Genomic DNA, 21,456 nt, shown 5'->3' on the forward strand with positions numbered 1-21,456 from the left:
GCATATCTATGGCAAGCTGAGGAAATCGGACAAACCTGAGGCACTTAAAAACGTTTACGTCCCTCAAGGATGCTGCACTTATTCAAACTCAACCTGGTTGTCAACGCCTTCCAAGCCACACCCTCTTTCTGTCTTCTGACCTCTGTCATCTGACTTCTGATCTGGTGGGCCTAGGTGGACTTGAACCACCGACCTCACGCTTATCAGGCGTGCGCTCTAACCAAGCTGAGCTATAGGCCCATGACCTTGATCTAAAATCTTCACAAAGATTATAGCCACACGGTTCTTTTTCGAGCGCCTTGTAAGCGTCAGAGGTGCTCCAGATTTGTGCAGGCGTGATTGCTCGCTATAACCTATCTATGCGGGCAGTCGCGTCCGTGCAAAGATGGTGTGCCTATGACTGCTTATCCTTGATCTCTCAAAACTGAACAGTAAAACAAGCGGGGTTGATCCCTTTGCAGTCTAAGCTGCATATCCTTATAAAGGAGGTGATCCAGCCCCAGGTTCCCCTAGGGCTACCTTGTTACGACTTCACCCCAGTTACCAGCCATACCTTGGCAGCCTCCATCCCGAAGGTTTGGTCAACTGCTTCTGGTACAACCGACTCCCGTGGTGTGACGGGCGGTGTGTACAAGGCCCGGGAACGTATTCACCGTGGCATGCTGATCCACGATTACTAGCGATTCCGACTTCATGGAGTCGAGTTGCAGACTCCAATCCGGACTGAGACCGGCTTTACGGGATTCGCTTCAGGTCGCCCTGTCGCTGCCCTTTGTACCGGCCATTGTAGTACGTGTGTAGCCCTGGTCATAAAGGCCATGAGGACTTGACGTCATCCCCACCTTCCTCCGGTTTGACACCGGCAGTCCCTTTAGAGTGCTCAGCCGAACTGCTAGCAACTAAAGGCAAGGGTTGCGCTCGTTGCGGGACTTAACCCAACATCTCACGACACGAGCTGACGACAGCCATGCAGCACCTGTCACCAAGTTCTCCGAAAAGCACTCTTCTATTTCTAGAAGATTCTTGGGATGTCAAGACCAGGTAAGGTTCTTCGCGTTGCATCGAATTAAACCACATACTCCACCGCTTGTGCGGGCCCCCGTCAATTTCTTTGAGTTTTAATCTTGCGACCGTACTCCCCAGGCGGTCAACTTAATGCGTTAGCTGCGGCACAGAGGGGATCAACACCCCCTACACCTAGTTGACATCGTTTACGGCGTGGACTACCAGGGTATCTAATCCTGTTTGCTCCCCACGCTTTCGCACCTCAGCGTCAGTATTCAGCCAGAAAGTCGCCTTCGCCACTGGTATTCCTCCTGATATCTACGAATTTCACCTCTACACCAGGAATTCCACTTTCCCCTCTGATACTCAAGCCTAATAGTTTCAAATGCACTTCCACGGTTAAGCCGTGGGCTTTCACATCTGACTTATCAGGCCGCCTGCGTGCCCTTTACGCCCAGTAATTCCGAACAACGCTTGCACCCTCCGTATTACCGCGGCTGCTGGCACGGAGTTAGCCGGTGCTTCCTTTAAAGGTACCGTCAAACATAATAAGTATTAATCATTATGCATTTCTTCCCTTTTGACAGAGCTTTACGACCCGAAAGCCTTCCTCACTCACGCGGCGTCGCTGCGTCAGGGTTGCCCCCATTGCGCAATATTCCTCACTGCTGCCTCCCGTAGGAGTCTGGCCCGTGTTTCAGTGCCAGTGTGACGGATCATCCTCTCAGACCCGCTAACCATCGATGCCTTGGTAGGCTCTTACCCCACCAACTAGCTAATGGTACGCAGACCCCTCCTCATGCAGTAGCTTAAATCAGAGGCCACCTTTTCTTATTACGCTTATGAAAAACAAGAACATCCGGTATTAGTCCACCTTTCGGTGGGGTATCCCAGACATAAGGACAGGTTATCTACGCGTTACTCACCCGTGCGCCACTCTACTAGAATTCCGAAGAATCCGTTCGCGTTCGACTTGCATGTGTTAAGCACGCCGCCAGCGTTCGTTCTGAGCCAGAATCAAACTCTCCAGTTTATATCCTAGCCACAATCACTTACGATTGGACTTACTTACTTCAAAAAAAACCAAAATCAATTGGCCCGCTTGTTTACTGTTCAGTTGTCAAAGATCAAGGTAAAGTGCTGTGACAGCACAAAGCCGCTGTGGTTTTCAGCGGAGCGGCAAATATACAGTAGTTGCTTTTTTGAGTCAAGCAAAAAGGCTCTTGTTCGTTCGTTTTTCGGTTTACGGTGCTTTGAACCCAGTTGTAGGGGCAGTCAATTGTGGGAAGAAGCGCGGACTTAGGTATGATCCTCCTCTTATTTGTCGGCTGTCCATTTTGTTAAGGTCGTAATGATCTTTTCAGCTTGTGCAGCGCTTGAGATATTAAATTTTGATTTTGGAATATACTGACCATTTCTTTTTTGATACCTTCTTATCGAGTATTTTTCCGGACCGTATTCTTCCTTGGTTCTATTGTATTCCTGGTAGCAAAAGAGGATAGTAGTCCATGCTCCCTTTGAAAGGACCTCTTTGTCGAGTTCCTTTACTACTACTAAGCCGTCTTCCTCATAGTTGATTGTCAGCTCTTCTATTTCTGATGCCATTTTCTATCCTTTTTTTATCTTGGTGTCCTGGTAGAGTGTTTGCAAAAGCGCTATCTAGTCGAACCCTTTTAAAATGGCAATCTCTGTTTTACTTCTCATTGAGAGAACCATATTAAATTGTTTGCTTGGATAAGGAGACTGGGGATTTTTTATCCGAAATAATCTTCACGGTTGGGTGAAATGTTAAAAAGCCCAGCTTTTCTTCTGTTTAGAAAAGCTGGGAGGGGATTACTTTTTACTGAAATGTAATTGATTGTCGAGGTTCGCTGATACCTGTATATGATCACCGGTTACGAATCTACCTTCAAGAATCTCCAGTGCCAAGGGGTCTTCAATGTAGCGCCTTATTGCTCTTTTGAGTGGTCTTGCGCCGAATGCGGGTTCATAGCCTGCATTGACCAGAAATTGAATTGCATCGTTGCTAAGGGTTATTTCAAATTTTTGGTCTGCCAGCCTTTTCCTCATCCGCTTAATCTGGATGTCCACTATTTGTTCCAGATCTTCTTTACTGAGACTGTGGAATGTTATTAACTCGTCAACTCTATTCAGAAATTCCGGCTTGAACTGCCGGTGAAGCAAATCGTCAATCTGGCGGCGCAGTTCATCCGGGTTTGTTTGGCCCATCTCCATAATTAGCTGGCTGCCAAGGTTGGAGGTCATGATCAGTAAAGTGTTCTTGAAGTCAACTGTACGGCCTTTTCCGTCTGTCATTCGTCCGTCGTCAAGCACCTGGAGCAAGACGTTAAAAATGTCCGGGTGGGCTTTTTCGATCTCATCAAGAAGAATGACAGCATAGGGGCGTCTTCTGACAGCTTCGGTAAGCATGCCCCCTTCATCGTACCCAACATAGCCCGGAGGTGCCCCAATGAGGCGCGCTACCGAATGCTTTTCCATGTACTCAGACATGTCGATTCGGATCATGGCTGATTCCGAGTCGAATAGAAACTCTGCCAGTGAACGAGCCAGCTCTGTTTTTCCCACCCCTGTCGGGCCGAGAAAAATAAATGAGCCCAAGGGTCTGTCTGGATCCTGAAGACCTGCCCTTGCCCGGCGAACCGCGTTGGCAACAGCATGGATGGCTTCTTTTTGACCAATGACTCTTTTGGCGAGCACATTGTCCGCCTGAACCAATTTCTCTTTTTCCCCTTCGAGCAACTTGTCAACAGGAATTCCTGTCCACTTGGCAACAACGGCGGCTACGTCTTCTTCTGAAACCTCCTCTTTGAGCATGGGATTGTTTTCTTGAATATCAGCAAGTTTTTTGTTTGCGGACTCAAGGTCTTGTTCGAGTTGAACAATCTTGCCGTAGCGGATTTCTGCCACTTTACTGAGTTCGCCGCTGCGCTCAGCACGCTGCTCTTCCATTCTCGCTTCATCTATGTTTGCTTTAATATCCCGAATTGACTGGATAATGTCACGTTCAAGGCTCCACCGACCTTTCATGGCTTTTAATTCGTCATCCAAGTTGGCCAGATATTGTTTGAGTTCTTGCAGGCGCTCTTTAGATGTTTGGTCTTTTTCTTTTTTTAAGGCTTCTTGCTCAATTTCAAGTTTTATTTTTTTTCGCTCCAACTGATCAATTTCAGTCGGCATCGAGTCTATTTCGATACGCAATCGTGATGCAGCTTCGTCGATAAGATCGATTGCTTTGTCCGGTAAAAACCTGTCGGTTATATACCTGCTTGACAAAGATACAGCCGCTACGGTAGCGGAGTCCTGTATCCTGACGCCATGGTGCACTTCGTATTTTTCCTTAATGCCTCGTAAAATAGCTATGGTGTCCTCTTCGCTTGGTTCCTGAACAAGCACTGGTTGAAAGCGCCGTTCAAGAGCCGCATCTTTTTCAATGTATTTTCGGTATTCATCGAGTGTGGTCGCGCCGACACAATGCAGCTCCCCTCTTGCAAGTGCGGGTTTGAGCATGTTAGACGCATCCATGGAGCCCTCTGCTGCTCCTGCCCCCACAAGAGTGTGCATCTCATCGATGAAAAGGATTATTTCGCCTGCTCTTTTTTCTACCTCTTTGATTACAGCTTTGAGTCGGTCTTCAAATTCCCCCCTATATTTAGCCCCGGCAACAAGGGCTCCCAGGTCAAGCGCTATAACCTGTTTGCCCTCAAGGGTTGAAGGGATATCTCCGTTGACTATCCGCTGGGCAAGGCCTTCGATAATAGCGGTTTTACCGACTCCAGGTTCGCCAATCAGGACCGGGTTGTTTTTGGTTCTTCTGGAAAGTACCTGGATGATACGTCGAATCTCTTCATCTCTGCCAATCACAGGGTCAAGTTTTTCCTGTCTTGCCACATCTGTTAGATTGCGAGCGTATTTTTCAAGGGCTTGATACTTTTCTTCAGGGTAGGGGTCAGTCACCCTCTGGTTACCCCTTATTGAAGTTAGGGCTTGCAGGAATTTATCGCTGGTAATTCCCATGCGTTTAAGCATGGATGCTACCTTGAGATTCTGTGTGGCGAGCATGGTCAGGAAGAGGTGTTCCTGTGAGACATATTCGTCCTGCATGTTGGCGGCCGTTTTAAATGCCTGTTCAAGCAGGGTGCGAAATTGTGGCGAAGCATATGATTGATTTGCTCCGGCACCCGTGACTTGGGGTAATTCACTAATTAAGGAATTGGTTTCTTTGAGGATGAGGCTTGGCGTTATTCCCATTTTTTGTAAAACAGGAACGACCACTCCTTCGGGCTGCTCCAGGATTGCCTTGAGTAAGTGTTCCGGCTGTATTTCCTGGTTGCCGCCATTTTGGGCAAGGTTGTGGGCATTTTGAATTGCCTCCTGTGACTTGAGAGTGAATTTATCGAGTTGCATTGTATTTCTCCTTTTTTCCCTATGGGAGGGTTGAGGGTAAAAAATTTTATATCGGAGAAAGTAAGGATGAAAAGTAGTGTGTCAAGATTTTGGCACACCAGGCTTTTGTTTTGTTTTTGCTCATAAAAAAATGCCTTTGTCAAGTGACAAAGGCATTTTAGTGAAATTATATTTTTGCTATGAGCAACACGATCCAGAGGCGCATGACCCGGAACTGCAGCCACCACCGCCAACGGGATTTGTTGAGGTTATTGAAAATCCAGAACCGTGTTCTGCCTCTACGAAATCAATTTTTACGGCCCCACAGGTGGAGAGCAGTTCTTTTTCTATCAAAAATTGAAGAGTGCCCTCTTGAAAGGTGGTATCGTTATCTTTTACATCATCTAGTGCTAAGCCCAATGCGGGACCTGCACAACCACCCTGCATCAGCGCAATGCGGATGGCCGACTCCGTGTTATTTTGCTGCAGGTAAGATGTAAGGTTTTCTAGGGCCGATTCTGTAATTTCAAACATATGTATCTCCTGTGAGTTCTCAAATAATTATTTAACGGGAAACATGATAGTGAGATATGAGTTTGTTGATTTACAAGAATTTTCGTTCAAGGTCGAGGCATGATCAAAAAATAACCACAGGCATATATTTGATATTCCGAGGATTATTTTTTTAACATAACGAAGAGATTGGGCGAAAAGGCAGTAAATCAACGGGCTCGGATATGTACCCCTTGTTTTTAACTGGACAAGCATAATGGCTAAATAAAGTTACCAGTGGTACGACTTTGTTAGCTGCCTCCAGGAGTTACAGGGCTTTCTTTTGATCAAAAAAAAGCCCCTGCCGGGAGGCAGGGGCTTGTGTACAAGAAAATGGTTCCTTGTAATCAACCGCACGATCCTGAAGAGCAGGATCCTGAACTGCAGCCACCACCGCCAATTGGATTTGTTGAGGTTATGGAAAAACCTGATCTATATCCTGCTTCGAGGAAATCAACTTTGATTGCACCGCAGGTAGTCAACAGACTATCTTCAACCAGGAATTTTATAGCGTCTTCTTCAAACGTTTTATCGTTATCTTTTGGCTCATCCAGAGCCAATCCCAAAGATGGGCCAGCTCAACCGCCCTGCATCAAGGCGATGCGGACAGCAGAATCAATGCTGTTTTGCTCCATATAGGATTTGAGATTTTTTATGGCTGATTCCGTTACTTCAAACATTCATACCTCCTAAGTTTCCTTTCTTTATCCCTTACAGGGAATGTGTTCTGACGTAAATATTACGTTAAGGCAGTTGATATGTAAAGTCAATACAGGGCGACAAGCCAATGTCATCTGCATGAAATTACGTATATCTGAAATGAAAAAGCCCTTTACCATAGAATGTCAAAATAGGGAAGTCCTCTTTGTATACGGAGAGGAGGACGTGAATCGGAAGCAAATGAGAGCGAAGTGTTGAAAGATGTTGTCAAAACTGTTCCCAGTCTCTACACTTTGTTTTTTGTAATGTCGAATATGCATTCTCTCCTTTTCCAAAGTTGAAGTGCATCTAGAAAATAAAAAAATTTTCATATTATCAGACAGAATGCGTGAAAAAATTTTAATATCCACCGGCGGTGGAGATGCCCCTGGTCTTAATGCGGTAATTTTTGCGGTGGTTAAATCTGCAACCAGAAAGGGATGGGAGGTGTATGGCAGCCGCTCGGGCTATGGCGGCTTATTGGACCGGGATGATTTGGTGCGCCTTTCTCCGGAAGATGTTGAGGGGATTCTTCCAGTGGGGGGGACTATTCTTGGCTCAACCAATAAGGGAAATCCGTTTGCAGTACCGGTCGAAAATCTTGCAGGTGAAATTAAAATAGTTGATATTTCGGATAAAATTTTGAGCAACTTTAAACGAATGGGCTTTTTTTGTCACGTGGCTATCGGTGGTGATGGAAGCCTGGATATAGCCCACCGTTTTGCTCAGAAAGGGATGCCCGTTATCGGGGTACCCAAAACCATTGATAATGACCTGGAAGCGACTGATCGGACATTTGGTTTTGATACTGCCGTTTCCACCGCTACCGATGCCATTGATAAGCTGCATTCTACTGCAAAATCCCATGATAGAGTGATGGTTGTTGAAGTGATGGGACGAGAATCAGGGTGGATAGCGTTGTATTCAGGTATCTCCGGTGGCGCCGATGTTATTCTTATCCCTGAGATCCCTTTTAGTCTTGATGCAGTTTGCGAAAAGATTGCCGATAATGAATTGCATGACAAGCATTATTCAATCGTAGTGGTTGCTGAAGGAGCTGCCTCCGAAGGGGGGCAGGTAATGAGTAAAGGTAAAGGTGAACTTGGCAGAGATGAGGTGGTGCTCGGTGGTGTCGGTGAGTGGGTTGCAGCTGAGATCCGTGACCGGCTTGGCAAGGATACACGCTCGCTGGTACTGGGGCATCTTCAGCGGGGCGGCTCTCCTACGACCTTTGACAGGCTCCTTGCCCTTCGCTTCGGTGCCGCAGCGGTTCGGATGGCTGAGGCGGAAATGTTTGATCATATGGTAGCCTGGACCCCGCCTACAATGACATCGGTACCCATTGCGGATGCTATCTGCAGGCGAAAAAAGGTGGACTTGAGTAGTGATAAAGTGCTTACCGCTCGTGAAATTGGCATCTGTCTGGGGGATTAAAGAAACCAATGGCCGCAGATGCACTCAGTGAAATGTATACCAGGCTCATGGATCATTTCGGCCCGCAAAGCTGGTGGCCGGGAGAAACACCTTTTGAAGTAATGGTGGGCGCTATATTGACCCAAAATACTAACTGGGGCAATGTGGAAAAGGCCATGCAAAGGCTTAAGGACGCAGGGCTGCTCAGCCTGGAAAAGATGGTCGAATTGCCTTCCGGATTGCTGGCAGAATATATTCGTCCTGCAGGCTACTACAATATCAAGGCTACTCGCCTGCTGAACTTATGTCGCTGCATAGTCACTCATGGAGATGGGACCGTGGCTGGTTTTTTAGCGCAGCCACTCACACAATTGCGAGCTCAGCTTTTGAGTGTCAAAGGGATTGGTCAGGAAACTGCTGATTCTATTCTTCTTTATGCTGCTCAGTTTCCTGTTTTTGTCGTTGATACGTATACCTATCGCGTTTTGAGTCGGCATAACCTTGTGGGGGAGACAACCAGTTACGAGGAAATGCAGGCATTGTTCATGGATAATTTGAACGCTGATGTCAAGGTGTTCAATGAATATCACGCGTTATTGGTACAGGTCGGCAAGCAGTATTGCCGGAAAAAAAATCCCGCGTGCAGCAGCTGCCCTTTATACGGGATCTGATTTTTTGGTTTGATGCCAGATAAATTTTCTACAGATCCCGCGAATCATGCTGGCCTCTTTTTTCCTCAGTCTGATTCTGCTTAAAAACTGACGAATATTACGCATCCAGTAGGTTTGGTTGGTATCGTGGAGAAAGGTGATCTGAAGGAGGGCCTGTTCTATGTGCTCATACATGCCTTCAAGATCGTATGAGTTGGCATATTCCTGGGTTTTATTGTGAGGGTGGACAACATCGGGCAGGACTGTGTAGAGCTCATAGCAATGTATGGCCACCGCCTGAGCAAGATTGAGCGAGGAAAAATCCGCTGTGGGGATTGTGGAGGTGAACTGGCACAGGTCGACATCTTCGTTGGTGAGGCCGGCATTTTCAGGACCGAACATGATGGCCACCTTGTTCCCCGCCACCAGTGGCGCAAATTCCTGCATCACCCGTCGTGGACTCATCTTTTGCGGCCTTTGCCTCCCCTGTCTGGCCGTGGTTGCTACGATGGAATGAAAGGGACGGGCTGCTTCCGCTGTTGTTGCATATATCTCCATTTCATGGATCATGTGTGCAGCTTTGTGCGTGGCCATCTTAAGCATTTTGTCTTTATCCGGCTGTTCGTCGGTAACAACGATCAGTTTTTGAATGCCGAAGTTATGGGCTATACGTGCTGAAGCGCCTATGTTTTCAGGATATTTCGGTCGTACCAGGATGAGAGCGATCATCGTGTGTTCAGGGCTGTGTTGTGTGTCGTTCATTGTAGGGTAGGGAAGCGAGAGGCAGGTGGTCGTGTTTGCAGGAGCGCAGAAAAAAGATATTGCCGGAACTCCAAGGCGGAGTTCCGGTAAAAAGAGGAAGTTGGTAATGTTAGGCTCAGCTACCGGTTGATTCTTCGAGTTCCAGGTGACGTTTGCCGGGTTTTTCTGCTGGTGTTGAAGAGTTGGTGGTCATACGTTTAAAGAAAGGAATAATCCCCCTTTCCGCCCGTTTGATTTCCTCTTCAGCGTCTTTAAGTGTAATCTGCCAGGCAGGAGCAAAGCCTGGTGATTTCTCAAACATGATTTCAATTGCTTTCTGGTAGACCTGTGTCTGGCGGAGTTCCTGTCGGCCAGGTTTTTGATTGAGCACCTGGACCATGTTGCGCAGGTTGTCTCGTTCCTGTTTCAGTTTGTCGGTCTCTATTTTACGGCGCTCGTTTTCTTCAGAGTCAATTTCCAGTTTGGTGTGCAGATGTTCACGCAATTTTTTCAGGTTGCTGTTGAGATCACGTATTTTGAAAAGTGCCTTTACCCAGAGAATAAATGCGATTGCGAGTCCAATGAGAAGGCCCCGTAGGAAAGGGTTACCTAATATGCTGCCTATCCAGCTTGTTTCTTCCATGTTGATACCTCGAAATAAAGCCTTTTTCTTATAAGATGAGAGGGCGACTTGACATTCACTACGCTTATGTTGTCGTTGTCCTCTGTGTAAAATACTACGTGTTTTGTCGAAGAGTTGTGTCTGGGGATAATTGGGTGTCCACAGGATGGAATTTACATTCTTCTCCTTAGCGTTTGTCAGCCATGCGCATAGTCAAGCTGGGTTTTATTTGAAATAGGCTGCTTCGTCAAGAGAAACTGCAGTTGCAATCATCCATGGTCAATGAGCAGAACCTGCTCAGTTGTCTTCTGCCGTAGCAAGGGAAAAGGTAATGCGTTTACTGAGAATGTCCACATGGTCGAGTGTAACCTCCACTGTATCTCCTAGTTGGAGGATACGGTTTGTCCGTTCTCCAATGAGGCGATGCCGTTTTGCATCATGAAGATAATAATCGTCTTTCATGGTTTGAACCGGAATGGCTCCACTGATATACTCTTTCTGTAATTCTACAAAAAGACCAAAAGAGGTGACCCCGGAAATAACGGCCGGGTACTGTTCCCCCACTTTGTCCCTCATGTAGACCGCCGCTAACCGGGCATGGACGTTTCGTTCAACCGTAATGGCTTTACGTTCGCAACCAGAAAGGTTTTTTCCTGCCTCTACAAGAGCGTTGTAGCCGGATGATTGTGGGAGCAGACGAGTGTCACCTGTTTCGCGTCTGAGCAGGGCATGCAGTGCTCGGTGGGCAATCAAATCCGGGTAGCGCCTGATGGGGGAGGTAAAATGGAGGTAGTACTCTGCGGCAAGTCCAAAGTGACCGGTGTTTTCAGCAGCATATCTTGCTTGCTGCATCGTACGGAGCAGGAGATTGTTGATGACATACTCACGGGGGGTGCCGGCAGTAGTTGCAATAACCTCTGCAAACCAGGCTGGAGTTTTAGCGGTTGTTGGTATGATTACGGCCAATGCCTTGCAAACATCGACAAAGCTCTCTACTTTTGCCGGGTCTGGGTTTTCATGTATCCTGAACAATGCCTGGCGGCCATGGGTGGCGAGCGTTTCGGCAACAGCTTCATTGGCCGCAAGCATACACTCTTCAATTAACATGTGTGCTTGATTTCTTTCGCTCAAGGTGATGGTTGTCACCTTACCTTGAGCAACCTGTATGGATGGCTCGGGTATGTTGAAACCGAGGCTGCCGCGTCGAGCTCTTTGCCCTGCGAGTAGGGTGGTGAGCGTCTTCGCATTTTCCAGCATGGGCAGAAGGTCGGCATGTTGCTGGAGAAGAAGCTGGTCCTGTTGGTATAAGAGTTGATAAATGGTTGAGTAGGTGAAACGACGCCTGCTCTTAATCAGGCTTTTTGTATATTGTTCATCAATTCGATGGCCTGTTTTGTCAAAGCGTAATATGGCTGTAAATGCAGGGCGGGGTTTTTCCGGAACCAGGCTGCAGAGATTATTGGATAACCGCTCGGGAAGCATTGGCAGTACCCTGTCTGGGAGATAAACGCTTGTACCACGGGCGTACGCCTCCTGATCTATTGCAGATCCGGGTTTAACATAGTGGCTGACGTCGGCTATGGAAACATACAGGGTAAAACCGGTGGCTGTCTGTTCTACCGCTATGGCATCATCAAAGTCACGGGCATCAGCACCGTCAATGGTTACATGTGGAATATGCTGCAGATCTTGCCGATCATCGCTGCATGTGGTAAGCGGCTGAAGTTTTTCTGCTTGTGCGGTAACTGCATCGGGAAAATGATCGCGAAGCTTGGCCTCCAGTATGGCCATCCTTATTTGCACCTCGGTGTTGTAGGGATCGCCGAGGATTTGGGTGATCTTTCCTTGTGGTGATTGCCGTTCGTTACCGTAGTCAATTATTTCCACGACTACAGCCATACCGTCCTCTGCATTAGAGGTGTTATCCTTACCGATAAGCACCGTGTAGGGGAGCCTGTCGTTATCAGGAGTTACATAACCGCTTGTACCGCTTGCATTGAAAATGCCGCAAAGACTTGTGATGGCTCGAGAGAGTACCTGAATAACCCTGCCTTCCCTCCGCCCCCTGGCAAAGTGCGTTATGGCTACCAGTATCGTGTCGCCATGGCTTGCACCGTTGAGGTCTCTAGCAGCAATAAAGATATCTTTTTCTTTGGGGGCCTGGTTTTCTACTGTAGCAAAGCCAAACCCCTTTGCCGTAAGGTCTAATTTTGCACGCACCAGGTCTTTACCGAAGGCAAGGCAGAACCGTTTCCCTTTCTTCTGTAATTTTTTTTTGGTCGTCATCTCTTCAAGCAGCTTAGCCAGGCGAGGTCTCTCCTTTCTGGAAAGGTGTATGGCCGCTGCAATATCTGACAGCGATATCGGCTTTTTTTGGTTGACCAGTATGTTCGTCACTTTTTGCTCAATCAGGGGCATGCTGGAGTCTGTTGAGCGTGATTTTCTATGGTTCTTTCTGGCGGCGGATTTGTTTCGCAGCCGATGATTGTTTTTTCTGGTCATTTTATATCGTTGATGTCGGTCTTCAGGAGCCTGTGGCAGGAGAATTTACTTTGTTGGATAATGACAATCTGCTACACTGCAGGGCAAGCTTGCAGCAAAGCATGAATTTAATCCTACACTATCTGGATGATAAAAACAGAAAAACAGGTCCATTTGGGCAACTATGATGCATAAATCCTCTTTTGATATTCCTGCTTATAAAGAGGTTATGGGGCGCTTTGTCGATCAAAGTGCTGAGGGACAAGTCTTTTGGGATGCATTGGATTTCGCATTTGATGCCCATGGGGATCAATGGCGTCGTTCAGGCGATCCCTACATTATGCATCCGTGCAGTGTTGCCCGTATTCTTGCAGAAGAACTTGATATCACTGATCCGGAGATGCTGGCAGCAGCGCTGTTGCATGATACGGTTGAGGATGTTGAGAGTATTACCAACGAAACGATTCGCCATCACTTTGGTCCCACTGTGGAAGCGATTGTTGATGGATGCACTAAGGTAACCAATTATTCGGGGGACCGGCAGACTTTTAAAAAGCTTGTCCACCGGAAAATTTTTAGTGGTGCGGCAGCGCGGCTTGAGGTGATGCTGGTAAAACTTGCAGACAGGTTGCATAATCTGCGTACCCTTTCTTCCATGCCTCGCCGTAAAAGGCAGAAGATAGCAGCAGAAACGTTGGACATTTATGCTCCCCTGGCAACCATTCTTGGGCTGTTTGATATCAAGCGAGAACTGTATAACCTTGCCTTGGCATATAAATATCCGCGTCAGGGAAATAAGCTGCAACTCAAGATAAACAAGCTGAAAAACGATCCTGCTTCTCTGGAAATCATTGCCAATGCCCAGCAGGCATTAAGTAAGGCTGGGATCGAGAGCAAGATAACACTACGAACCAAGGGGTTATGGGGGTACTATGATTTTCGTCATCGTATCCTTATTCAGGAGATTGAGACACCCCAGGAGGTGTTGGTACTTGTTGGCCAGCGGAAAGACTGCTACACTGCCTTGGGCACATTGAATGTCATCTATCCACCAATCCCGAGAACCATTCGAGATTTTATAGCCAATCCTAAGCCCTCCGGTTATCAAGGGCTTCATGCACGATGCAATATAGGCGGCCGCAAGTACCTTTTTAAGATCCGCACAGAAAGTATGGCCCGTAGGGCTCAACGAGGACTTGTCCGCGATTGGAATGAGGGCGGTAAGGCTAAAGTTCGTTTTGTTAAAGAAATTCAAGAGATGTTTGATATCCTCGGCAGCGAGGATTCGGTGTCGTATCGCGACCTGATTGCGGCCAGAGGGCGAAAAGAGATCTATACCTACACGCCCCAAGGTGATCTTGTCTGTCTCCCGGTCAACTCAGTTGTGCTTGATTTCGCCTTTCGTGTTCATACAGCCATTGGCCATACTTGTGTCGGAGCCATGATTGGTAATCGTAAGGTCGATGTCCATGCAAAGCTCAGAGATGGCAATGTCGTCAAGGTACTGCGCCAGGACAAGCCTGTTAATTTTGATTATGACACCCAGAGGAAGTGCCAAACATCACGTGCACGTTCAGAGTTGGCAAAGGCATTTCGGTTACGTCGGGAAAAGGTACTCACGGACATCGGCGCTTCTGTTTTGCGTCAGGAGATGCGGCGTTATGGTGTGCCTTTTGAGGTGATTGAAAAACAGGGGATGGCCGATATCTTGGCATACTTTAAGCTTGATTCCCTTGAAGAGCTTTTTCTTCAGCTAGGCGTAGGGCATGTCAGGCTGCGAGAACTTATTTACGAGATTCGCAATGGGTTGTATGTTGGTCGGCCCACTTTGTATCAGCCCACCGGGGTCTTTAACCGGGTCGATCTTACTACTTTGGACCCGGTGGTCATGAAATCTTCTGCCTGTTGTAAACCGACACCGTTGGATAAAGGAGTTATTGGCCTGTTGAGTGAGCGTGGTTTGTCGTTGCACCGTAAAGATTGTGAACAGTTACAACGGATTAAGTTTCAACGGGAAGACGCAGTGGAAGTACGGTGGAAGCTCAAGGAAACAAAAATAGATAAATCACAGAAGCTGATTGTTATGGAAGTCAACCGCCATCGATTGTTCATGTTGCTTTCTGTCGCTCCATTGGAGATGAAAGTGACGGATATTGTCTATTTAGGGCGTGGCGTCTCTCAAGTCGGTGACTGGGAAATTAATTTTACTGTCCCTAACCTGTATGGGCTCAAAAAAATCAACCGTCACTTTGCCCGCTCTTCCCTGCGCTATGATTTTGACTTGGACATGTAATGTATGGGGGATGAATAATTTTTCTTGACAGGCACATTGTGGTACTTATAATACAAGTCATGGCAGGGCGAGAACAACCTGCTTTCGACTGGTCATTGTATGGCAGTGCAGGATCAGTCAGTACCGGTTGAAGACCTGAACACCCTTCAATTGGTAATCATGTCCTTCCTGATTGGCGTCTGTTTGCAGGTCCCCTCCTTACCTGCTTCTACAGACGCCATTTTTTTTGCGGCTTGCACGAGTCGATCTGTATGTCCAGCTGTTCCTGAAATTGCTCTCTGGAAATTTCCCTTGCTCCAAAACGAACAAGATGTTCTGTGGTCATTTGACAGTCAATAATGGCAATGTTAAGGGCGTTTGCGTTGTTGGCCAAGGTAGCCAGCGCAACCTTAGATGCATCTGTAATAGTGGTGAACATGGATTCGCCAAAAAAGAAGCTGTCTATACACACCCCATAGAGTCCACCGGCCAGTCTCCCCTCATGCCAGCATTCAATGGAATGGGCAAAGCCGAGTTCATGGAGGCGGATATAGGCTTGCTGCATGGCTGCGGTAATCCAGGTTCCCTCCAGGTCGCGATGACCGGCCTGGGAGCAGGAGGTGATAACCTCTGCAAAGGCGGTATCTGCGGTGACGGTAAATTTTTTTTTGTTGATGCTGCGGCGAAGGCTGCGCGGCATGTGAAATTCTTCAGGGAAGAGGACAAGTCTTGGCGCGGGTGACCACCAGAGTAATGGTTCCCCTTCTGTGTACCAGGGAAAGATGCCGTTGGTATAAGCCATGAGTAATCGCTCCGGTGAAAGATCTCCCCCAATGGCAAGGAGTCCCTCCGGTTCGGCAAGGTCGGTGGCAGGAAAGATCAGGTCATCTATAAGGCGAAAAACGGGCATGGATAAAGGTGAAGTTTATACACAGGTAGTTGTTTGTAAGAGAGAACATATTTGGTGGTAACTATACCTGGAATAAATGGAATTTCACCCTAAGAAGCGAGGATGTCGATAAAATAAAAAAGGCAGACCCTAAGGCCTGCCTTTTTACATTGAGATGAGTGTGTATGGCTACTTTCTCATTTTTCTCCTGCTTACGCCTGCGAGTGCTGCTATACCAGTTCCGAAAAGGAGCATGGTGGTTGGTTCTGGGACAGGATCTGCAATGAGTTGACTCTGATGGTACTCTTTTATTGTTTCGCCATCGCTTTCGTATCTAACTATGTTCATCGCTTGGACATTACCAGCTATCTCCCAGCTTCCTAAATTGTCCACAAAGTCTAAAAAACTATCATTACTGGAAAAGGTTCCTTCGCCTTCTATTTCCCAAATTGATTTTTGTACTAGATTGGCTAATGCGTCTTCTGTACCCCATGCTGAAAGGTTACCATAAAGGTAATTCCAGTAGATCCAGGCTGTTTTAACGTCTATGCTGTCTTTACCAGTGGCATCTTGACCACCAAGTCCACCCAACTCAGCATAATTGCTGATGCTAGAAATGACATATTCTGTACCATATCTTATGTTTTCATCTCTCTCAAGGCAAAAGCTTATGTAGTTCCGAGTAGTTGATCCATTGACAAAGATATCGAATTCACCACCGGCAGTTGTTCCGAAATCGCCATTTTGTAGAACCACAGTGTCCCCAGACGAAGGAAGAGCATAAGCATTAATTGTAAGTAAAGAAAGTAATGTTACTGCAATAAACACTTGTTTTAAGGTTTGCATACTTTTTCCTTTTGCTATTGTTTGTTGTGATTTTTGAAAAGCATTAATTGGTTTGTAAGCTGGACAAGCAGGAATAATGCCAGAAAAGACCTGGTGGAGTAAAGTTTTTTAATTTATTGGATTTATTAGGGAAAAAAATATTCGCGGTAGTTCGTTCTACTCGTTAATCTACGAAACTATCTTTCGGCTTTCAATAAACCGTATTTTTTCTTATTTTTTTCGTTTTTACGGAAAAAATAAAGGAGGGTTGTATGGAAAGGTTCTTAAATGAGGAGTCTGAGTCATTAGTCTTTATTCATGACGGCTGAGCCGCCATGAATCTCGGTGCTGACTATATCGAGCTCCTTGCCTAGACACCTTGAACAACACAGCCAAACTACGCTTGGTTGCATCGGCCACGGCGCTGGTAACAGCACCGTGGTTATTTTACGGCCTGCAGGCTACAATCCAAATTTAGTGTCTGTTTTGACAGACGGTTGACGTGAGTGGTGTCGGCAAAATTGATCGCAAAGAGTTTGTGGAGAACTGGTACAAATTTTTTTTATAAATTATAATTTTTCTGCACATTACATTTTTTCCGAAAATAAGGAAAAGTAGGGTTCTTGCCAACGTCAGTTGTGAAAATACGCTTTAACTATGGCATGGACTGGTGGTGTCGAGTTTGGAGCAACTATATTTTTTTAAGGGGGGTAATAGAATCGTTTTTATATAAATGGTTAAATTAATTTGGTTTGGAACGTTGTCGGTAAAGTGATAAAAATATAAATCCGATGCGTTACATCATATTGATAATTGAATGCAGGTTGTACAAGGATGTGAAACAGGAGAAGCTTCCAGTGGCAGTTTGTGTAAGAGTATTGTTAGGAGCCGATACAGAGAAAACAAGGTATATTATTACTAAAAAGGAGAGAAAAGAGTGCCTAGCGGTAAAAAAGAGGTTTACAGGAGATGCTAAGTCATTGATAATCGAATGACTTGTGATAAAATTAGGCACTAGAGACTGCTTTTTTCCTCAAATTTACACAGCATTTTAAATATATCGCCCATGTATCTGGAACATTTTAACTTACATTACGAACCGTTTAAGGAAGAACCTGATGTCAATATCTTCTATCCCGGCGGTCAAAGAGAAGTTGTCTGCAAGGCCTTAATCAGCGATATCATTGCCGGCAAACCTCTGGTTAAGTTTATCGGCAGTGAAGGGTCCGGCAAAACGCTCATCTGCCGTATCGTTGCCAATAAGATTCCCGGCAATACTGATGTTGTCTATCTTGATAATCCCATAGGTTCCTTTGATGACCTATTACGCGTCATTTGCCTGGATCTTGGAATGCATCCTTCCGGCGGACACGAGTCGGTTAATTTTATGCATGAACTGCATGGATTATTGGACAAGCGGCGCCAACAGAATAAGAAGGTGCTGATAATCGTCGATGAGGCGGAAAAGCTCTTTCTAGCAACGCTGGAACGATTGGTGCGATCTATCTGTGAGGCCGAGGAAAGCGATGTGTTGCGTATCGTTCTTGCCGGTCGCCCTGGTCTTGATGCAAACCTAGAGCAACTGGCGATTTATTGTGCCAATGTGGATATCAACGCCGGACATTATCTCGAGCCATTGGACGAAGAAGAGACCAGCGAATACCTCATGTATCGGTTGGAGGCCGCCGGGCTTTCTTTAGACCAGCATGAAGATTTTTTCTCTGATGGTGCTCTTGCTAAGATTTATACATCTTCCCAAGGTAATATGCGGATGATCAATATCTTAGCCGAGGAGTCACTGCAGAATTCCTGTTCAGTGAAATCGTTCATGGTGCTGTTGGATCATGTAACTGTTGACGATGAGACTGATGAGCATGCGACTCCCCTGGTAACGAGGGTGACGGAGAAGCTGGAAGGTGCAGTTGGTTTTTTTCAGGAAAACAAGTTGCTTGCTGGTGCCGGAGCAGCAGCAATTATTTTGGTGTTTGTGATCGGAATGTTGGTTTCCGGAGGAGAAGAACAACTTGATCCGGTTGCTCTGTCCTTGCCTCCTGAACAGGAAAATGCGATCGAAACGACAGCCGGCGTGCCGGCTGTTGAGCCGCCGGTGGAAACGATTTCAGTGCCTGCGGCTGACCCGGAAAAAGAACTCGCAGAAGAGAAAAATGGAGAGGTAGTGCCGCCGCCTGTGGCTGAACTCACCCAGGCACCCGAAAGCGTTGCCATTGAGGAGGATGTCATTGTTGAACCTCTTGATACGCCTGTTGTTCAGGAAACTCCTCCTGCCTCTACCCAGATAAAGGCGGAATCAAAAAAACCGGCTATCATTATAGTCCGGCCGGAGGGCAAAAAGCGGGCTCCTGATGCGCCCCCTGTTGTCGCTACCGAGCCTCCTCCCGAAGTAGCTGCCCAAGAGCCTGTAGAGAGACCTTCGGAAAAGGTGATGTATAAGGGGCGGGACGGTGAGCTGCTTTTCCGTGAGCGTCGTCGAGCAAGTGCAGGCTGGCTGGCAGAGGCTTTTCGTGGAGGGTATACTATTCAATTGATGATGCTGACCTCCAACAACGCAGAGGGCAACCTGAAAAGGATGCTGGTCCAGGATCAGTATCACGACATTAAGGATCAGCTCTATATTCTGCGTAAAAAATCGTCGCCTCCAACTCTGTTCGTTTATTATGGAATTTACGATTCCATGGACCAGGCCCGAAAAGAGCGCAATATTATGCCGGTTTTTTTACGCAAACATCACCCCTATGCTGTGTCGATCAATGATGCCTTGAAGAAAACAGAAGATTAATACTGATGGCGCCGTAGGAATGTATCTCTTTTGCGGCGCCATCTTGTTCAGTATTACTACCAAAAATTTTGAACCTGCCACCGCCTGAACTGATCAGAAATCCCAGTTAAATACATCACTCGTTTCTTTCTCAGTAGGCCATGTAGCTCAACGATTTGAGAATGAGCGCAAATCCCATGGCAAACATACCTGTTAATCCCATACCACAGGCAAAGCCTGCCAGCAGGACAGGTGCATACTGTCGCCACATGGAGCCATAGCGTTTGTGGAAGTAATAGCGCCCCAGCAGGGCTCCTGCAACTTCCAGGATAATGCCATGGGGGGTTGATTGACCAAGTCCCCTGACCACCCCGTAAATCAGCAACACAGGCAGGCCTAGAACGCTAAGGATCATATACATGACCAAACCCAGCCCCAGGCCGGAAAACACATAGGACGCCTTCAGTGCCTGGAAGAAGAGAGAGTTGCCCTCCAGTGTTGAAGTCTGCATCAGAAGCGTGTTCAGGGCTTGTAAATGCCACAGTTCTTGGGCATACGGATAGCTCGCAGAGGGTATGGGTGCCAGCCGCCAGATAAACTGGGAAAAAAGTAAACTGGAGATCATGACCACCGGGAAAACTACCAGTTCAGCCTTGATGATGCCGCGCAACGAGGTGCCTGTCAGTTCAATTTCCCTGAACCCGACTGTTGCCTCGCCGTAATTATGGATAGGGATCGGCGCATACCAGATCTCAATTCCCTGGTAGCCGAAATATTTAGCCCCGGCGATAAAGCTTGCTTCCCTTACAAGCGGCAGGCTCACAAACTGACCGGCAATACCCTCCATCCTGGCAGTGATGTAAGAAATGATCGGTGTGTAGATAAAGCCATAGCCAAGGAAGAAAATCCAGGGAAAGTTGGGCACCAGCCACATACAGAGCAGCACGTAGGACAGGGTGGAGCAAACATAGATACCAATGGATATCCAGAAGTTGAAATCCCCTCTGCCGGCCGGTGGGTTGAAGAGGTCCTTGAGTGTCCCCCGTTCAGCTCCGCTTTTACTAAAGGAGCGGATGACCGACCAGATGCCGATAACTCCTATGGCGAGTCCAAGCCCGATGCCAAAGCTCATGTAAAAATCAAAATTATTGGCAAACACGGTATCCACCGTACCCATACCCTGGTGCCAGCGGTGCAAAATGCCCTTGTCCCAGAGGATCGGGTTTAGGAAAATCGTGATAATTAACCCGATCATGCCGCCCATAACCGCCCAGAAAGGGAGCACCATTCCGATGAACACCAGGCCGAGATCTAACTGGATGCCTGTTGCCACCGCAGGCAGGACTTCTTCGGTGTGTCTGGTCAACTCAATCCATGGTATGGGAATCAACCGTATCGGTTCAGTAAAAATTAAGCCGGACACAACCGGCAGCAAAACATAAATGCCGCCAAAGGCCAGCCCTATAACCGCACCAATGGAAAAGACTCGCCATTTCCATCCTGTTTTTTTTTCTTCGGTAGACTCGGCAAGGGCCATGGTTCCCAATGCCCCGACCGGTGCCATGGGAAAAGGGAGCTTTTCCACATCTGAAGTAATTCTGTATAGCGCGTACCCCAGGCCAAATCGGTCGACCCTTTGGATAATCTGTGAACCCACAAGAAGCAGGATGGGGATAAGCCAGTCCCGGTGGAGAAAGGTTCTCTGCAGAAGGGATTCCGAGCCGGCACCAGGTGCAATCCACGTCGGGATAAACTCTGCAACTCCAAGCATCTTGGCTGCATCGGACTGTACGAGGTATTGGCTCCATAACAACCCTTGAAAAGGGGATGCCAATGCAGCCCCGGCCATGTAATAGAGGATGAAAATTTCTTGCTGCCGCAGATTCGTGTGTGCTCTTTTGGCAATTTCCGCAAAAAGAATAATCGTCACCCAGCGGGCAGCAGGGCCAATCCCAGATCCGATAACCAACTGCAGGTACATGGAACCGGGCATCATGAGAAAACCGATGAAAATCGCTCCGACAACGGTTTTCCAATCAAAGCCCTCTTCAAATGTTTCAGGAGTCTTGAGCAGATCCCTGTATTCTTTTAGTTCCTTGTCATCATACATGCGACTGTTTTACCTGT

General features: G+C 47.1%; 14 protein-coding genes, 1 tRNA gene and 1 rRNA gene. 4 read left to right on the forward strand and 12 right to left on the reverse strand.

Going from position 1 to position 21,456, the window contains the following annotated elements:
- Positions 1-162: 162 nt before the first annotated feature.
- The 6 genes from ACHZCY_RS22335 to ACHZCY_RS22360 form a co-directional block, all read right to left on the reverse strand.
- Positions 163-240, reverse strand: a tRNA-Ile gene (locus ACHZCY_RS22335).
- 241 nt (positions 241-481) lie between these two features.
- A 16S ribosomal RNA gene (locus tag ACHZCY_RS22340) occupies positions 482-2,038 on the reverse strand.
- 284 nt (positions 2,039-2,322) lie between these two features.
- On the reverse strand, positions 2,323-2,610 hold the full coding sequence (locus ACHZCY_RS22345; protein ID WP_205223840.1) for a hypothetical protein: 288 nt from the start codon (positions 2,608-2,610) through the stop codon (positions 2,323-2,325).
- Positions 2,611-2,838: 228 nt separating this feature from the next.
- Complete coding sequence (clpB, locus tag ACHZCY_RS22350; protein ID WP_319550456.1) at positions 2,839-5,430, reverse strand: ATP-dependent chaperone ClpB; 2,592 nt, start codon at positions 5,428-5,430, stop codon at positions 2,839-2,841.
- Positions 5,431-5,607: 177 nt separating this feature from the next.
- Positions 5,608-5,943 (reverse strand): IscA/HesB family protein, encoded by a 336-nt coding sequence (locus ACHZCY_RS22355; protein WP_205223842.1) that lies wholly within the window; start codon positions 5,941-5,943, stop codon positions 5,608-5,610.
- 365 nt (positions 5,944-6,308) lie between these two features.
- Entirely contained in the window at positions 6,309-6,641 is a 333-nt protein-coding gene (locus ACHZCY_RS22360) for an IscA/HesB family protein (RefSeq protein ID WP_369125065.1), read from the reverse strand.
- A gap of 364 nt (positions 6,642-7,005) precedes the next feature.
- Here ACHZCY_RS22360 and ACHZCY_RS22365 point away from each other — a divergent pair, with 364 nt between their 5' ends.
- On the forward strand, positions 7,006-8,094 hold the full coding sequence (locus tag ACHZCY_RS22365; RefSeq protein WP_205223845.1) for a 6-phosphofructokinase: 1,089 nt from the start codon (positions 7,006-7,008) through the stop codon (positions 8,092-8,094).
- Between the two features lie 8 nt (positions 8,095-8,102).
- Positions 8,103-8,744, forward strand: coding sequence for an endonuclease III domain-containing protein (locus tag ACHZCY_RS22370; RefSeq protein ID WP_319550457.1), 642 nt, complete (start codon positions 8,103-8,105; stop codon positions 8,742-8,744).
- On the opposite strand, the gene ACHZCY_RS22375 is transcribed toward ACHZCY_RS22370, so the two are convergent.
- The 3 genes from ACHZCY_RS22375 to rnr all read right to left on the reverse strand — a co-directional run bounded on the left by ACHZCY_RS22375 (position 8,730) and on the right by rnr (position 12,588).
- On the reverse strand, positions 8,730-9,485 hold the full coding sequence (locus ACHZCY_RS22375; RefSeq protein ID WP_319550458.1) for an RNA methyltransferase: 756 nt from the start codon (positions 9,483-9,485) through the stop codon (positions 8,730-8,732). The two genes, ACHZCY_RS22370 and ACHZCY_RS22375, sit on opposite strands and share 15 nt — an antisense overlap.
- Before the next feature lie 115 nt (positions 9,486-9,600).
- On the reverse strand, positions 9,601-10,107 hold the full coding sequence (locus tag ACHZCY_RS22380; protein ID WP_205223848.1) for a hypothetical protein: 507 nt from the start codon (positions 10,105-10,107) through the stop codon (positions 9,601-9,603).
- Between the two features lie 276 nt (positions 10,108-10,383).
- The gene (gene rnr / locus ACHZCY_RS22385; protein WP_319550459.1) at positions 10,384-12,588 is read right to left on the reverse strand and encodes a ribonuclease R; all 2,205 of its coding nucleotides are present in this window, start codon (positions 12,586-12,588) and stop codon (positions 10,384-10,386) included.
- A 163-nt stretch (positions 12,589-12,751) separates the two neighbouring features.
- Here rnr and ACHZCY_RS22390 point away from each other — a divergent pair, with 163 nt between their 5' ends.
- Positions 12,752-14,860, forward strand: a complete 2,109-nt coding sequence (locus tag ACHZCY_RS22390) for a RelA/SpoT family protein (RefSeq protein WP_319550460.1) — start codon at positions 12,752-12,754, stop codon at positions 14,858-14,860.
- A 208-nt stretch (positions 14,861-15,068) separates the two neighbouring features.
- Here the strand turns inward: ACHZCY_RS22390 and aat are convergent, their stop codons facing one another.
- Positions 15,069-15,749 carry a leucyl/phenylalanyl-tRNA--protein transferase gene (gene aat / locus ACHZCY_RS22395; protein ID WP_319550461.1) on the reverse strand — a complete coding sequence of 227 codons (681 nt, stop codon included), beginning with the start codon at positions 15,747-15,749 and terminating at the stop codon, positions 15,069-15,071.
- 168 nt (positions 15,750-15,917) lie between these two features.
- Positions 15,918-16,574, reverse strand: coding sequence for a PEP-CTERM sorting domain-containing protein (locus tag ACHZCY_RS22400; protein WP_319550462.1), 657 nt, complete (start codon positions 16,572-16,574; stop codon positions 15,918-15,920).
- A 1,045-nt stretch (positions 16,575-17,619) separates the two neighbouring features.
- Between ACHZCY_RS22400 and ACHZCY_RS22405 the strand changes: the two genes are divergently transcribed.
- A complete protein-coding gene (locus ACHZCY_RS22405; protein WP_319550463.1) occupies positions 17,620-19,350 on the forward strand; it encodes an AAA family ATPase in 1,731 nt (576 codons plus the stop codon).
- A gap of 130 nt (positions 19,351-19,480) precedes the next feature.
- Here ACHZCY_RS22405 and ACHZCY_RS22410 read toward each other — a convergent pair whose 3' ends face one another.
- Positions 19,481-21,439, reverse strand: coding sequence for a peptide transporter (locus tag ACHZCY_RS22410; RefSeq protein ID WP_205223851.1), 1,959 nt, complete (start codon positions 21,437-21,439; stop codon positions 19,481-19,483).
- Between the last annotated feature and the right edge of the window lie 17 nt (positions 21,440-21,456).

Source organism: Desulfogranum marinum (assembly GCF_963675105.2).
Classification (GTDB): domain Bacteria; phylum Desulfobacterota; class Desulfobulbia; order Desulfobulbales; family Desulfobulbaceae; genus Desulfogranum; species Desulfogranum marinum.